The following is a 13,505-nucleotide window of genomic DNA, read 5'->3' as shown; positions in this document are numbered from 1 at the left end:
TGTCACAGACCTGGCATAGGGTGGAGTGATTCCCGGCAAGCGCTGTCGATGAAGCGAGCGAGTTTGTGACGCATTACATATATCTGGTCCGACATGGTGAACATCAGGACGCCGAGCACGGTCTCGCAGACGGGCCCCTGTCGCCGCGGGGCCAGCGTCAGGCCGAGTTGATCGCAGACCGCCTCTCCGGTCTGCCCCTCGATGCGGTCTGGCATTCGCCCCTGCTGCGTGCGAACGAGACGGCCCGAGCGATCGCGGCGCGTCTCCCGTCCGTCGATCCTGCGCCGACCGCATTGCTGTTCGACTGCGTGCCCACCGGCATGACCGACGAGACACCTGCCGCCTACGAGCCGTTCTTCGGCTCGATCACCGAGGCGGAGCTCGATGCGGGTCGCGCCCAGATGTTCGACGCCGTCAACGAGTTCCTCGTGCGAAAGCCGGGCGACGTGCACGAGGTGCTCATCACTCACAACTTCGTGATCTCGTGGTTCGTCCGCGAGGTTCTCGGAGCTCCTGAGTGGCGGTGGATGACCCTCAATCAGGCGCACTGCGGTCTGACCGTCATCGCGCAGAAGCAGGGGCGTCCGTGGACTCTGCTCACCCACAACGACACCGGGCACCTGCCGGTCGAGCTCAGGACGGGCATCCCCGACACCATGCCGGTCTGATTCGGCGGTGCGCGGCCCGCCGCGGAGTTCGGCGAACACCTGCGAAATAGACTGAACGCATGACCACGCAGGTAGCACTCGTCGGCGGAACCGGAAAGCTCGGCTCGATCATCCACGCGGTGATCGATGAGCTCGAGGGCTTCGAGGTGAGTCGCGTGCTCACCTCCCGAAGCGACCTCGCCGAGCTGGACGGCGCAGGGCTGGTGATCGATGCGACCACGCCTCAGGTGAGCGTCGACGTGGTGCGTGCCGCGGTCGAGCGGCAGATCAATGTGCTCGTGGCCACCTCCGGGTGGTCATCGGAGCGCATCGCGCTCGTACGGCCGCTCGTCGAGAACGCCGGCACCGGCATCGTCTTCATTCCGAACTTCTCGCTGGGGTCCGTGCTCGGTTCCGCTCTCGCCGCGGCCGCTGCACCGTTCTTCGGCTCCGCCGAGATCATCGAGGCCCATCACGAGGGCAAGGTCGATTCGCCGAGCGGCACGGCGGTCCGTACCGCCGAGTTGATCGCGGCCGCACGCGCCGAGCAGGGGCCGGTCAGCGCCCCGCATGCTGATCAGCGCGCACGTGGCCAGCAGGTCGGCAGCGTGCCGATCCATTCGCTGCGTCGTCCCGGCGTCATCGCGAAGCAGGAGGTCATCCTCTCCGGCCCCGGAGAATCGCTGACCTTCACGCACGACACCGTCGACCCGGCCCTCGCCTACGCCCCGGGCATTCGTCTCGCCGTTCCCTTCGCAGCGAGTGCCACCGGTGTGTTCGTCGGTCTCGAGAGCATGATCGACATCGGCCTCCGCTCGTGATGTCGCGAATCGGCGTGGGCCTGATGGGCGCGGCGCTTCTCGTCTATCTGGCGGTCGCCGTGTGGCTGGCCGTGATGTTCTTCGCCGTCGGGACGCCGGTGTCCATCGGAATGGGAGTCGCGCTCATCGTCCTCGCACCGATCGGCGCGTGGGCACTCGTGCGCGAGATGCAGTTCGGCTTCGCGGCCGATCGCCTCGGGCGCGAGTTGGATGCCGAGGGCGGCATGCCCGAGGCGGAGACCGAGCTCACCCCCAGCGGGCGGATCGCCCGCGCTGACGCCGATCCGATGATCCAGCGGTACACCGCGGATGCGGATGCGGCGCCGGGGGACTGGCGGGCACGCTACCGTTTGGGCGTCGTGCAGGACGCGGCCGGGCGTCGCAAGGACGCCCGCGCCAGCATCCGCGAGGCGATCCGCATTTCGCGGGGCTGATCCGACTCAGGCGAGTGTGGCCTCGAGCGTGATCTCGATGCCGGCGAGAGCCTGGGACACGGGGCAGCCGACCTTGGCCTCGGCCGCGATCGTCTGGAATGCCTCGGGAGTGAGTCCGGGAACGACCGCGTTGACGTTGAGGTGGCTTCCGGTGATTCCGACACCCGGCTTGAAGGTGACCGAAGCGCTGGTGTTGACACGCTCCGGCGGGGTGCCGTTCTCAGAGAGAGCGTGCGAGAGGGCCATGCTGAAGCACGAGGCGTGAGCCGCGGCGATCAACTCCTCCGGGGTGGTGGTGGTGTCGCTGCCCTCGCTGCGGGCCTTCCAGTTGATCGGGAAGGTGCCGAGCTTCGACGAGGAGAACGCGACGGTGCCCGAGCCCTCCGCGAGGGATCCGGTCCAGGTGGTGGTGGCTTCGCTGGTGACGGGCATGATTCCTCCGGTTCTCGCGTCGCGGGATGTGCGCTCGCGTGTGGGGCCAGCCTATCGACCGGGTACGTCGCGCGGAACCGCGCTCAGGCCGCGGGGGGCGTGCGGCCGAGGATGCCTGCACGCTGCAGAAGCAGGTAGATCTGGCAGCCGAGGCAGAACGAGAACGCGGCGTTGAGGAACGCCGCGACGAATGCTGCGGCCGTCGCGATCGGCAGTGCCCACGGCACACCGATCAGGTGCAGGACGAGTCCGATCGTGACGACGAAGAGGCCCACACCCTGCGCGAAGCGCGGAGGACGAGGATCCTCCAGCTCGGTGGGCGCTGCGAGTCGTGGCCGCACGAACCGGCGGAACACGACACCCCAGGGTGCCGTCGCGGGGGAGAGCACGCTCCAGAGGAACAGCAGGGCGATCGCGACCGTGAGGAGGAAGCCGGGATCGAGTGCGCGCTGGGAGGGGGATGCTGTGACGATCGCCCATGTGTCCGAGGCGAAGTCCGCCGCCGCGAGCGGCTGGTACGCGAACCAGCCGAAGGACCGCGCCGTCGAGATGCCGACGAGCCCGAGGAACGTCGCGGCGAGAAGCAGCACCGTCGTGATCGTCGCGGCGAAGCGAGGGCCGCGCGGGTCGATACCTGCGGGAGTGGTCATCTCTGCTCCAGTCCTTCTCGCCTCAGACGGCGGAGAGTGCTTCGGTGAGTGCGTGGCGGTGCGGTACACCGTGGAATCGTGCGCGGACGGCGCCGGAGCCGTCGACGACGAACGTCGTCGGGGTCTGCAGGACCTTGTATCGCGCCGAGAGATCGGGTCGATGAGTGAGGTCGACCTCGAGGTGATGCAGGCCGTCGGCGTCTGCGACGTAGCTCGACAGCATCCTGCGCACTTGAGGGCAGCGCGCGCACATCTCGGTGCTGAACTGCACGAGCGTGGCGTGCGAGCCCAGCCGATCGGCATCAGCATCGGCGGGATCGAACAGGAGATGGCCACCACCTCGCCGTCGTCCGTCGAGGATCCGCAGCACGATCCCGACGACGACGGCGATCACGAGGAGCGCACCGATCACGGCGAGGGCGATTACGGGCGACATGGATAGAGAATATGGGCCGCTCGGACACGCCGGGGCCGATGTGTCGCATCGTGACGAACGGACTCTCGGCGCTTGTGGGCGGGTAGTCTGGCAGACATGAGCGCAGCCGTCCCGACGCCGTATGAAGACCTGCTCCGCGACGTGCTGGAGGCCGGCACGCACAAGTCGGATCGCACCGGCACGGGGACCACCAGCGTCTTCGGCAGGCAGATCCGCTTCGATCTCTCGCAGGGCTTTCCGCTGATCACGACGAAGCGCGTGCATTTCAAGTCGATCGCCTACGAGCTCCTCTGGTTCCTCAGAGGCGACTCCAACGTCAAGTGGCTCCAGGACCACGGTGTCACGATCTGGGACGAGTGGGCCGACTCCTCGGGTGATCTCGGACCCGTCTACGGCGTGCAGTGGCGGTCCTGGCCCACGCCCGACGGCGAGAGCATCGACCAGCTGAGCGACGTGATCGATCAGATCCGCAAGGCTCCCGATTCCCGACGCCTGATCGTCTCGGCGTGGAACCCCGCGGACATCCCCGACATGGCACTCGCCCCGTGCCACGCGCTCTTCCAGTTCTACGTCGCAGACGGCAAGCTCTCGTGCCAGCTCTACCAGCGCAGCGCCGATCTGTTCCTCGGCGTCCCGTTCAACATCGCGTCCTACGCCCTGCTGACGCTGATGGTCGCCGAGCAGGTGGGCCTCGAGCCGGGCGACTTCGTCTGGACCGGTGGTGACTGCCACATCTACGACAATCACCTCGATCAGGTGCGTGAGCAGCTCAGCCGCGATGCGTATCCCTACCCGTCGCTGCGCTTCGCGCGCAAGCCGGAATCGATCTTCGACTACGCCTACGACGACTTCATCGTCGAGGACTATCAGCACCACGCTCCGATCCGGGCGGCGGTGGCGGTATGACGTGGGTCGGCCTGATCTGGGCCGAAGCCCAGGGCGGCGTCATCGGAGCCGAAGGCGGAATGCCGTGGAACGTCCCCGAAGATCTCGCGCACTTCAAGGAGAAGACCCTCGGGGCGCCCGTGATCATGGGGCGCAAGACGTGGGACTCGCTGCCTGAACGATTCCGCCCGCTCCCCGGGCGCGAGAACATCGTCATCACGCGCCAGCAGGACTGGACCGAAGAGGGCGTCAGGCGCGCAGCGACCGTCACCGATGCGGTGCGCGGACACGAGAGGGTCTGGATCATCGGAGGAGCCGAGATCTTCCGGCTCGTGATCGCCGATGCCGACCGGCTCGAGGTCACCGAGCTCGACCTCGACGTCGCGGGCGATGCCTACGCCCCGTCGAAGACCGGGTGGCGTCTGGTCGACGAGGGGGAGTGGCAGACCTCCCGCTCGGGCGTCCGCTTCCGCTTCCTGGGGTACGAGCGCTGATGCCCACCGCACTGATCACCGGCGCGAGCGCAGGGCTCGGCGTCGAGTTCGCCCGCCAGCTCGCCCGTCGCCGCGCCGACCTCGTGCTCGTCGCCCGGTCGACGGATGCTCTCGAGAGCGTCGCGGCGGAGTTGCGCAGCGAGTACGGCATCGCCGTCGAGATCCTCGTCGCTGATCTCTCCGGGGCCGCCGATGTGGACCGCGTCGCCGATCGCCTCCGCGACGCCTCCGACCCGGTGGATCTGCTGATCAACAACGCCGGCTTCGGCCTGCCGCTGCAATTCGCCGACAACGACATCGACGCCGAGGTGCGGCACCTCCGCGTCCATGTCGAGGCGTCGATGCGCCTCATGCATGCGGCGCTCGGGTCGATGCGAGGCCGCGGCGGCCGCATCATCAACGTCGCCTCCGTCGCCGGATTCATTTCCCGCTCGACGTACTCGGCCTGCAAGAGCTGGCTCATCGGCTTCAGCCGCTGGGCGAACGTCGAGTACGCCCCCGACGGAGTGAGCGTGACCGCGGTCTGCCCCGGCTTCACGCACACGACCTTCCACGAGCGGATGGGGCTCGCGCCGGGGCATGAGGGCGTCCCGGCGTTCATGTGGCTCGACGCGCGTGATGTCGTGCGCGAAGGGCTCCGCGATGCGGCGCGAGGCAGGGCCGTCTCGATCCCGTCACTGCGCTACAAGGCGATCGTCGCGATCGCGAGCCTGCTGCCGAGCTCGGTGACCTCGGGCGTCGCCCGTCGGGGTCGGGTCTGACCCGCACGCTGGTGGCACCGTACCGTGTGCGGGTGCTGTGCGAAGCGGTGGGACTCGGGCTCAGCGGAATCTACCCAACCGGATGCCCGCGTAGGTGATCGCCGCGACGGTCTCTCCATCGGTGATCCGGCCCTCGGCGATCATGCCGAGCACGTCGGAGAACGGCACCCAGGTGACGGCGTCGATGCCCTCCTCCGCCTGGGTGTGCGTCGAGTCGTCGGACGGAGCCAGGCTCCGAGCGAGGAACACGTGCTCGGGCGCGTGGGCGATCCCGTTCAGGGCGTTCATGGTTCCGAGTGCCGTCCAGTCCTCGGCGACGAAGCCCGTCTCCTCGAGCAGCTCGCGCTGCGCGGCCGCGAGCGGATCCTCGCCGTCGCTTCCTCCGGCAGGCACCTCGATCGAGACGCCGGTCGTGTAGCGCTCGAGCGTGACGAGGCAGACGCGGTCTTCGTCATCGAGCGCGACGATGAAGACCGCCGGATGCCGCATGGCCACCACGCCGTAGATCCCATCGCCGCCGGGGCCGGTGACCTGGTCCTCCCGCACCTCGATCCACCGGTTCTCGTACACCGTCGACGACTCGCGTGTGACCCATGCCATGGAGTCGAGCCTATGCGGATCCCTATGGTCGACGGAGGCCGCCGTCGGCGAGCTCGCCGGTCTGGTACCGCTCGAGAAGATCGCGATCGCCCGCGGAGCTGTCATCCGCCGTCCGTCGTCTGGGTGAGCGGCACGTGAACCGATACGCTGGGGGCATGACGCACTCGGGCAACCCATTCGGACAGGTTCTCGTCGCGCTCGTCACTCCGATGACGGCCGACGGCGAAGTCGATTGGCCCGCCGTCGAGAAGCACATCGATGATGTCATCACCGCCGGTGCTGACGGAATCGTCGTGACGGGAACGACCGGCGAGACCTCGACTCTGACGGATCCCGAGAAGCTCAAGCTCGTCGAGGTCGGCAAGTCGGTCTCGGCCGGCCGCGCCAAGATCATCACGGGTGGAGGGTCCAACGAGACCGCGCACGCGATCGAGCTGTACAAGGGCAGTGAGAAGGCCGGCGCCGACGGCATCATGATCGTCACGCCGTACTACAACAAGCCCACGCAGGCCGGCATCCTGACCCACTTCCGTCTCGTGGCCGACGCCACCGACCTCCCGGTGATCCTCTACGACATCCCGGGGCGCACGGGCGTGCCGATCAAGTACGAGACGATCCTGCGACTCGCGAAGCACCCGAACATCCTCGCTGTGAAGGACGCCAAGGGCGACTTCTCCGAGGTGAGCCGTGTGCTCAACCAGACCGACCTGATGTACTTCTCGGGCGACGACGCGAACGTCCTTCCGCACCTCGCGATCGGCGCGACCGGTCTGATCGGCGTCACCGCGAACATCGCCGCGACTCCGTACCGCACCATCATCGACGCCGTGAACCGCGGCGACCTCACGACCGCGACCGCGGAGCACAAGCGTCTGGAGCCGCTGGTGCGTGCTGTCATGACGCACGTGCCGGGCACCGTCGCGGCGAAGTACATCCTGCATGGACTCGGCCGTATCTCGAGCCCGCGCGTCCGTCTGCCGCTCGTCGGTCCCGAAGAGTGGGAGGCCGCCCTCATCGAGGACGAGCTCGATCTCGTGAAGGACGTCCCCGGCGCCGACTTCTCCAACTTCCGCCCCGACCGCAACGCGGCCGCGGGCGGCGCCCTGCCGAAGGTGCACGGCACCACCCGCTGACACCTGACGCGGTGAGCCGCGTCACCATGAACGAACGGACGCGTCGAGTGTCCGACTGAGGAGACACCATGTCCATCCCGCTCGCAGAACCCGCAGCTCTCGACGAGGGGACGCTCCGGGTCACTCCGCTCGGCGGCCTCGGCGAGATCGGCCGCAACATGACGATCTTCGAGTTCGACGGCAAGATCCTGATCGTCGACTGCGGCGTGCTCTTCCCTGAGGAGCACCAGCCGGGCGTCGACCTGATCCTGCCCGACTTCGAGCCGATCAAGGGGCGCCTCGACGACATCGTCGGAGTCGTGCTCACGCACGGTCATGAGGACCACATCGGCGCGGTTCCGTACCTGCTTCGTCTGAAGAGTGACATCCCTGTCATCGGGTCGGGACTCACGCTCGCGCTCGTCGAGGCGAAGCTCAAGGAGCACCGCATCAAGGCCTTCACCCTCACGGTGAAGGAAGGACAGCGCGAACAGGTCGGCCCCTTCGATCTCGAGTTCGTGGCGGTCAACCACTCGATCCCGGATGCCCTGGCCGTCGCGATCCGCACGCCCGCCGGGCTCGTTCTGGCTACCGGTGACTTCAAGATGGACCAGCTGCCGCTCGACGGTCGCATCACCGACCTCCGCGCGTTCGCGCGCCTCGGTGAGGAGGGAGTCGACCTGTTCCTCGTCGACTCCACGAACGCGGACGTTCCCGGCTTCACGCCGACCGAGCGCTCGATCGGACCGGTGCTCGACCAGGTGATCGGCAAAGCTCCGCGCCGCGTGATCGTCGCGAGCTTCTCCAGTCACGTCCATCGCGTGCAGCAGGTCCTCGACGCGGCCCACGCGCACGGACGCCGCGTCGCTCTGCTCGGGCGGAGCATGCTGCGCAACATGACGATCGCCGAGGACCTCGGATACCTCAAGGTGCCGAGCGGCCTGCTGATCGACTACAAGAAGGCGCGGGATCTTCCCGACGACAAGATCGTCTACATGTCCACGGGATCCCAGGGTGAGCCGATGGCGGTGCTCAGCCGCATGGCCAACCTCGATCACGCGATCGAGCCGGGCCCGGGCGACACGGTCATCCTGGCGTCGAGCCTGATCCCCGGAAACGAGAACGCTGTATACCGCGTGATCGACGGCCTGACGAAGCTCGGCGCAAACGTCGTCCACAAGGCGAACGCGAAGGTCCACGTCTCGGGGCACGCAGCCGCAGGTGAGCTGATCTACTGCTACAACATCCTCAAGCCGAAGAACGTCCTTCCGGTCCACGGCGAGTACCGTCATCTGATCGCCAACGCGAAGCTGGCCCAGGACACGGGGGTCGAGGCCGAGCGCACGATCATCGCGTCGAACGGAACCGTCATCGACCTGAAGGACGGCGACGCCCGGGTGGTCGGCCAGCTCGACCTCGGTTTCGTGTACGTCGATGGATCCACCGTCGGCGCCATCACAGACGCCGACCTCAAGGACCGCCGGATCCTCGCCGAAGAGGGCTTCGTCTCGGTCATCGTCGTCGTGGATGCCCAGACCGGGCGCATCATCTCCGGCCCCGAGATCCATGCACGCGGCATCGCGGAAGACGACTCGGTGTTCGACGACGTGACTCCGAAGATCATCGCGGCGCTCAAGGAGGCCTCCGGCAACGGAGTCCGCGACACCCATGCGCTGTCGCAGGTCATCCGCCGGACGATCGGACGCTGGGTCAACCAGAAGCTCCGCCGTCGTCCCATGATCGTCCCCCTCGTCATCGAGGCCTGACCACGACGGTCGCGCGCGTTCACAGTCGGACGACACTCGGCTGTAACGCGCGCACCGTAGGCTCCGGACATGTCAGACGCCTTCTCGATCAGGCCAGCTGCCCAGGCGGACGGGAGCTTCCTCGGCGACATGGTCGTGGAAGCTGCGAACTGGCGTTCGGGCGGAGCGCGGGCGCGTCACGAGATCCTCACCGCGACCGAGCATCGCCGATACGTCGCCGGGTGGATGCGCCCCGCGGATGCCGGCTTCGTCGCGGTCGACTCCGATGACAGGCCGATCGGGGCCGCCTGGTACCGGATGCTGTCGCAGGACGATCCGGGGTTCGGATTCGTCGGAACGGCAGTGCCGGAGCTCATCATCGGCGTGCAGCCCATCTGGCGCGCCCACGGTGTCGGTCGCCTGCTGCTCCGCCGGCTCGTGACGCACGCACGAGAGCAGGGGCATCCGCGCATCAGCCTGAGCGTCGAACGCGACAACTTCGCACGAACGCTCTATCGGTCCGAGGGGTTCGTGGTCACGGACACCGGAGAAGTCCGCGACACGATGGTTCATCGGATGTCCTGAGCGCCACCCTCTGACCCGGGCGAAGACTCCGGAATGCCGCGTCATTACGGGAAATGTCGGCCTCTGGTCGTAACGTGAGAGCATGGCCAGGAGTACCACGAAGTCAGCGCGCGCGTCCGAGAGCGCCACGCCTCGCCCCAAGAGGCAGGCCGCTCCGAAGGCTCAGGCTGCGCCTAAGAAATACATCGACGAACTCGACAAGCCTCCCGTCGCCGTGCGCGCGTGGGGCGGTCTCGCCCACGGCGTCGGCGGACTCTTCCGCGCGTTCGGTCCCGAGACCCTCGAGAAAGACGACCGGCGCGACGGCTTCCCGTTCCTGCTCGTGCTGCTCGCGATCGCCGGTGCGGTCAACGAATGGTTCTTCATCGGCAATGAGGTCGCCTCGAACATCAGCGCCTACTCGGTCGGTCTGCTGGTCGGTCGCGTCGCGTTCGTGATGCCCGTGCTGCTCCTGCTGCTCGCGGGGTGGCTGTTCCGGCATCCGTCCTCGGTGCACGACAACGGCCGCATCGGCATCGGGTTTGGCCTCTTCGTGCTCACGCTCGCGGGCTTCTGCCACATCGCCGCCGGCCGCGCCGATTCGGCAGGGCTGCTGGTGCGCGCTCAGCCGAAGGACGGCATGCCGGCTCTGAGCGAGGCCGGCGGCCTGTTCGGGTGGATGGTCGGCGAGCCCCTCTCATACCTCACTCCCGTGGGCGCCTACATCGTGCTCGCACTCCTCGCGGGGCTCAGCGTGCTGATCCTCACCAAGACGCCGCCGAACCGGATCGGCCAGCGACTGGGCGACCTGTATGCGTGGATGTTCGATGCCGAGCGCACCGAGAAGCCCGCGAAGGAGGCAGCCGCGATCGACGAGGCCGACAAGGTCGACGATCCGGACGTCCTGCCCTGGTGGCGACGCAACAAGACCGGCCGTGAAGAGGACCCCGACGAGGGGACTCTCGGCTCCGACGACATCACTGCTCTGCTCACGACGTCCGAGCCGACGCCGGCCTACGACCAGGCCGTCGTGGTCGAAGATCCGTACGACGCCGCGACCGAGGTGCTCTCCGACGTCCGCTCGGTGACGGAGTCCCTGGCAGGGCAGCAGACAACCGCGCTCCTCGACGACGAGTCCGACACCGGAGAGGTTCCCGAGTTGCCGGGACTCGACGGCTTCGGAACTGCCGGACCAGGGGAGCGGGGGCCCCAGGCGCCCGTGGCTCCGTACATCCTGCCGTCTCCGGGGCTGCTGGTCGAAGGGCCGCCGCCTGTCGCCAGGTCCGAGGCCACCGACAAGGTGATCGAGCAGATCACGAGCGTGCTGACCCAGTTCAAGGTCGATGCGAAGGTGACCGGCTTCTCGCGGGGGCCGACGGTCACGCAGTACGAGGTCGAGGTCGGACACGGCGTCAAGGTCGAGAAGATCCTCCAGTTGAGCAACAACTTCGCTTACGCCGTCGCGTCCAACGACGTGCGCATCCTCTCGCCGATCCCCGGTAAGAGCGCCATCGGCATCGAGATCCCCAACGCCGACAAGGAGATGGTCGCGCTCGGCGACGTGCTGCGGTCCCCGGCTGCGCACAAGAGCACGCACCCGATGACCATCGGCGTCGGCAAGGACGTCGGTGGCAACATCGTCATCGCGAACCTCGCGAAGATGCCTCACCTGCTCGTCGCGGGTTCCACCGGCTCCGGTAAGTCGAGCTTCGTGAACTCCATGATCACGAGCCTGCTCATGCGGGCACGTCCGACGGACGTCCGGATGGTCCTGATCGACCCGAAGCGCGTCGAGCTCACGAGCTATGCGGGCGTTCCGCACCTGATCACGCCCATCATCACGAATCCGAAGAAGGCGGCCGAGGCGCTGCAGTGGGTCGTGAAGGAGATGGACATGCGGTATGACGACCTCGCGTCGTTCGGATTCCGTCACATCGATGACTTCAACCGAGCAGTACGTGCGGGCGAGGTCGAGCTGCCGGTCGGGAGTGAGCGCGTGCTCAAGCCCTACCCGTACCTCCTCGTGGTCGTCGACGAGCTCGCCGACCTGATGATGGTGGCCCCGCGCGACGTCGAGGATTCGATCGTGCGGATCACGCAGCTCGCCCGTGCGTCCGGGATCCATCTGGTGCTCGCCACTCAACGACCGAGCGTCGACGTCGTCACGGGTCTCATCAAGGCCAACGTGCCCTCGCGTCTCGCGTTCGCTGTGACGAGCGTCACCGACAGCCGCGTGATCCTCGACAGCCCCGGCGCAGACAAGCTGATCGGTCAGGGCGACGCCCTGTTCTCGCCGATGGGCTCATCGAAGCCGTTCCGTCTGCAGGGAGCGTGGGTCGATGAGAAGGAGATCGACGCGGTCGTCAAGCACGTGACCCGTCAGGCGCGCCCCGACTACCGTGCGGACGTGCAGGAGGCGATGGAGCCGGCCAAGAAGAAGGAGGTCGACGAGGACATCGGGGACGACCTCGAGCTCCTCCTCGCGGCCGCCGAGCTGATCGTGTCGTCGCAGTTCGGCTCGACGTCGATGCTGCAGCGCAAGCTTCGTGTCGGCTTCGCGAAGGCCGGTCGACTGATGGATCTGCTGGAGTCGCGCGAGATCGTCGGGCCCTCCGAGGGGTCGAAGGCGCGCGATGTGCTGGCCACGGCCGAGCAGCTCCCTCAAGTCATGGCGAAGCTCCGAGGCGATGACGTCCCGGCGAAGCCGGCGGCGCCACCGTCCCCTCAGGCGGCCACTGCCGCGGGAGCACCGCACGATCCGGTCGAGGCCCAGTTCCAGGGGCTGCCGGTGGTCGAGGCCGATGGAGACGGCGACGAAGACGCCTGGGGATTGACGGGGCGCGACTGATGGCTATTCCGAGGCAGCTTCCGAACGCGATCACCGTCGCGCGCATCCCACTGGCGGTCATCTTCTTCGTCCTGCTCCTCCTCGGCGGGACATACGGCGTCGACGACCTCGCGATGCGGTGGATCGCCGCAGTGCTCTTCATCGTCGCGATCTCGACCGATTGGGTCGACGGCTACCTTGCTCGCAGATTCGACATCGTCAGCGACTTCGGCAAGCTCTGGGATCCGATCGCCGACAAGCTGCTCACGGGGGCGGGCTTCGTCGGGCTCGCGGTGCTGGGCGAACTGAACTGGTGGCTGGTCATCGTGATCCTGATCCGTGAGGTCGGCATCACCGTCCATCGGCTCGTCGTCGCGAAGGAGCATGTGGTCGCGGCGGCATGGATGGGCAAGGTGAAGACGGCGGTGCAGGCCGTCGCGCTCTCCTGGGCGCTTCTCCCGTTGCACGTGCTCATCGGACTCGGCCCCTGGATCGTCGTGACGGCGTTCCTGATGATCGTCGTGCTGATCCTCACGGTGGCGAGCGGGATCGACTACATCGTCGCGCAGGTGCGAGGCTCTCGGCAGCCGTCGTGACCGTCGCATCTGAGGCTCTCGACGGGTTGGTCGCCCGCAGATGGACCCTCGGGGTGGCGGAGTCCCTGACCGGCGGCGCCGTCGCGTCCCAACTCGTCTCCGTCGCCGGGGCGTCTGCGGCCTTCCTCGGCGCGGTGGTGGCCTACGCGACTCCCGTGAAGCGCACCCTGCTCGGAGTCGATGCCAGTCTTCTCGCCTCCCATGGTCCCGTGCATCCCGAGGTCGCGCGACAGATGGCTGACGGGGTGCGGCATGCGGTGAGCGTCGACGGCCGTCCGGCGGACGTCGGAGTCTCGACCACGGGGATCGCCGGACCGGAGTCACCCGACGGTCAACCCGTCGGTACCGTGCACATCGCCGTCGTGACGCCGACCGCATCAGCGACCGAGCCCCACGTGTTCACCGGTGATCGCGCAGAGATCCGTGCACAGGCCGTCGACGCCGCGCTCGCCCTGCTCGTTCGACTCGTCCGGGAATAGGCGGGCGATGAGTTCCGTTGTC

The 13,505-nt window shown here is 67.5% G+C and carries 16 protein-coding genes; 12 read left to right on the top strand and 4 right to left on the bottom strand.

Features of this window, described 5'->3' with window-relative positions; all coding sequences use genetic code 11:
* Positions 1-65: 65 nt before the first annotated feature.
* From ACQ4LY_RS16140 to ACQ4LY_RS16130, 3 genes are read left to right on the top strand one after another with little or no spacing between them, the layout of a single operon-like run.
* Positions 66-668, top strand: a complete 603-nt coding sequence (locus tag ACQ4LY_RS16140; RefSeq protein ID WP_056509436.1) for a histidine phosphatase family protein — start codon at positions 66-68, stop codon at positions 666-668.
* A 59-nt stretch (positions 669-727) separates the two neighbouring features.
* Entirely contained in the window at positions 728-1,468 is a 741-nt protein-coding gene (dapB, locus tag ACQ4LY_RS16135; protein WP_431073111.1) for a 4-hydroxy-tetrahydrodipicolinate reductase, read from the top strand.
* The gene (locus tag ACQ4LY_RS16130; RefSeq protein WP_431075711.1) at positions 1,468-1,902 is read left to right on the top strand and encodes a hypothetical protein; all 435 of its coding nucleotides are present in this window, start codon (positions 1,468-1,470) and stop codon (positions 1,900-1,902) included. Before dapB ends, ACQ4LY_RS16130 begins: the two co-directional genes overlap by 1 nt.
* A 6-nt stretch (positions 1,903-1,908) precedes the next feature.
* Here ACQ4LY_RS16130 and ACQ4LY_RS16125 read toward each other — a convergent pair whose 3' ends face one another.
* The 3 genes from ACQ4LY_RS16125 to ACQ4LY_RS16115 form a co-directional block, all read right to left on the bottom strand.
* Positions 1,909-2,334, bottom strand: coding sequence for an OsmC family peroxiredoxin (locus ACQ4LY_RS16125; RefSeq protein ID WP_056509444.1), 426 nt, complete (start codon positions 2,332-2,334; stop codon positions 1,909-1,911).
* A gap of 83 nt (positions 2,335-2,417) precedes the next feature.
* Positions 2,418-2,984: a DUF4395 domain-containing protein gene (locus ACQ4LY_RS16120; protein WP_431073108.1), complete on the bottom strand. Its 567-nt coding sequence runs from the start codon at positions 2,982-2,984 to the stop codon at positions 2,418-2,420.
* 22 nt (positions 2,985-3,006) lie between these two features.
* Positions 3,007-3,420 carry a thioredoxin family protein gene (locus ACQ4LY_RS16115; RefSeq protein WP_431073106.1) on the bottom strand — a complete coding sequence of 138 codons (414 nt, stop codon included), beginning with the start codon at positions 3,418-3,420 and terminating at the stop codon, positions 3,007-3,009.
* Between the two features lie 96 nt (positions 3,421-3,516).
* Between ACQ4LY_RS16115 and ACQ4LY_RS16110 the strand changes: the two genes are divergently transcribed.
* From ACQ4LY_RS16110 to ACQ4LY_RS16100, 3 genes are read left to right on the top strand one after another with little or no spacing between them, the layout of a single operon-like run.
* Positions 3,517-4,326, top strand: a complete 810-nt coding sequence (locus tag ACQ4LY_RS16110; RefSeq protein WP_431073104.1) for a thymidylate synthase — start codon at positions 3,517-3,519, stop codon at positions 4,324-4,326.
* Entirely contained in the window at positions 4,323-4,799 is a 477-nt protein-coding gene (locus ACQ4LY_RS16105; RefSeq protein WP_056308119.1) for a dihydrofolate reductase, read from the top strand. Before ACQ4LY_RS16110 ends, ACQ4LY_RS16105 begins: the two co-directional genes overlap by 4 nt.
* Positions 4,799-5,560, top strand: a complete 762-nt coding sequence (locus tag ACQ4LY_RS16100) for an SDR family NAD(P)-dependent oxidoreductase (protein ID WP_431073102.1) — start codon at positions 4,799-4,801, stop codon at positions 5,558-5,560. Before ACQ4LY_RS16105 ends, ACQ4LY_RS16100 begins: the two co-directional genes overlap by 1 nt.
* A 60-nt stretch (positions 5,561-5,620) precedes the next feature.
* On the opposite strand, the gene ACQ4LY_RS16095 is transcribed toward ACQ4LY_RS16100, so the two are convergent.
* Complete coding sequence (locus ACQ4LY_RS16095; RefSeq protein WP_431073100.1) at positions 5,621-6,160, bottom strand: NUDIX domain-containing protein; 540 nt, start codon at positions 6,158-6,160, stop codon at positions 5,621-5,623.
* 155 nt (positions 6,161-6,315) lie between these two features.
* On the opposite strand from ACQ4LY_RS16095, the gene dapA reads away from it, so the two are divergent.
* From dapA to ACQ4LY_RS16065, 6 genes are all read left to right on the top strand, one after another.
* On the top strand, positions 6,316-7,293 hold the full coding sequence (gene dapA, locus ACQ4LY_RS16090) for a 4-hydroxy-tetrahydrodipicolinate synthase (protein WP_431073098.1): 978 nt from the start codon (positions 6,316-6,318) through the stop codon (positions 7,291-7,293).
* A gap of 68 nt (positions 7,294-7,361) precedes the next feature.
* Positions 7,362-9,038 (top strand): ribonuclease J, encoded by a 1,677-nt coding sequence (locus tag ACQ4LY_RS16085; protein WP_056308111.1) that lies wholly within the window; start codon positions 7,362-7,364, stop codon positions 9,036-9,038.
* A gap of 69 nt (positions 9,039-9,107) precedes the next feature.
* The gene (locus ACQ4LY_RS16080) at positions 9,108-9,602 is read left to right on the top strand and encodes a GNAT family N-acetyltransferase (protein ID WP_431073095.1); all 495 of its coding nucleotides are present in this window, start codon (positions 9,108-9,110) and stop codon (positions 9,600-9,602) included.
* 82 nt (positions 9,603-9,684) lie between these two features.
* On the top strand, positions 9,685-12,429 hold the full coding sequence (locus tag ACQ4LY_RS16075; RefSeq protein WP_431073093.1) for a DNA translocase FtsK: 2,745 nt from the start codon (positions 9,685-9,687) through the stop codon (positions 12,427-12,429).
* Complete coding sequence (gene pgsA / locus ACQ4LY_RS16070) at positions 12,429-13,004, top strand: CDP-diacylglycerol--glycerol-3-phosphate 3-phosphatidyltransferase (protein WP_431073091.1); 576 nt, start codon at positions 12,429-12,431, stop codon at positions 13,002-13,004. The genes ACQ4LY_RS16075 and pgsA overlap by 1 nt, the downstream gene beginning before the upstream one ends.
* A complete protein-coding gene (locus ACQ4LY_RS16065; RefSeq protein ID WP_431073089.1) occupies positions 13,001-13,483 on the top strand; it encodes a CinA family protein in 483 nt (160 codons plus the stop codon). The genes pgsA and ACQ4LY_RS16065 overlap by 4 nt, the downstream gene beginning before the upstream one ends.
* The last annotated feature ends 22 nt before the right edge of the window (positions 13,484-13,505 follow it).

Source organism: Microbacterium phyllosphaerae, from assembly GCF_050628115.1.
In the GTDB taxonomy this organism is placed as follows: Bacteria; Actinomycetota; Actinomycetes; order Actinomycetales; family Microbacteriaceae; genus Microbacterium; species Microbacterium phyllosphaerae_A.
This window is presented reverse-complemented; position numbering and strand designations above follow the sequence as displayed.

Bases quoted from the DNA above. Each gene is read 5' to 3' on its own strand.
- ACQ4LY_RS16085 (WP_056308111.1), top strand. From the start codon at position 7,362: ATGTCCATCCCGCTCGCAGAACCCGCAGCTCTCGACGAGGGGACGCTC.
- pgsA (WP_431073091.1), top strand. From the start codon at position 12,429: ATGGCTATTCCGAGGCAGCTTCCGAACGCGATCACCGTCGCGCGCATC.
- ACQ4LY_RS16125 (WP_056509444.1), bottom strand. From the start codon at position 2,334: ATGCCCGTCACCAGCGAAGCCACCACCACCTGGACCGGATCCCTCGCG.
- ACQ4LY_RS16100 (WP_431073102.1), top strand. From the start codon at position 4,799: ATGCCCACCGCACTGATCACCGGCGCGAGCGCAGGGCTCGGCGTCGAG.
- ACQ4LY_RS16120 (WP_431073108.1), bottom strand. From the start codon at position 2,984: ATGACCACTCCCGCAGGTATCGACCCGCGCGGCCCTCGCTTCGCCGCG.
- ACQ4LY_RS16115 (WP_431073106.1), bottom strand. From the start codon at position 3,420: ATGTCGCCCGTAATCGCCCTCGCCGTGATCGGTGCGCTCCTCGTGATC.
- ACQ4LY_RS16130 (WP_431075711.1), top strand. From the start codon at position 1,468: ATGTCGCGAATCGGCGTGGGCCTGATGGGCGCGGCGCTTCTCGTCTAT.
- ACQ4LY_RS16080 (WP_431073095.1), top strand. From the start codon at position 9,108: ATGTCAGACGCCTTCTCGATCAGGCCAGCTGCCCAGGCGGACGGGAGC.
- ACQ4LY_RS16075 (WP_431073093.1), top strand. From the start codon at position 9,685: ATGGCCAGGAGTACCACGAAGTCAGCGCGCGCGTCCGAGAGCGCCACG.
- dapB (WP_431073111.1), top strand. From the start codon at position 728: ATGACCACGCAGGTAGCACTCGTCGGCGGAACCGGAAAGCTCGGCTCG.
- dapA (WP_431073098.1), top strand. From the start codon at position 6,316: ATGACGCACTCGGGCAACCCATTCGGACAGGTTCTCGTCGCGCTCGTC.
- ACQ4LY_RS16105 (WP_056308119.1), top strand. From the start codon at position 4,323: ATGACGTGGGTCGGCCTGATCTGGGCCGAAGCCCAGGGCGGCGTCATC.
- ACQ4LY_RS16095 (WP_431073100.1), bottom strand. From the start codon at position 6,160: ATGGCATGGGTCACACGCGAGTCGTCGACGGTGTACGAGAACCGGTGG.
- ACQ4LY_RS16110 (WP_431073104.1), top strand. From the start codon at position 3,517: ATGAGCGCAGCCGTCCCGACGCCGTATGAAGACCTGCTCCGCGACGTG.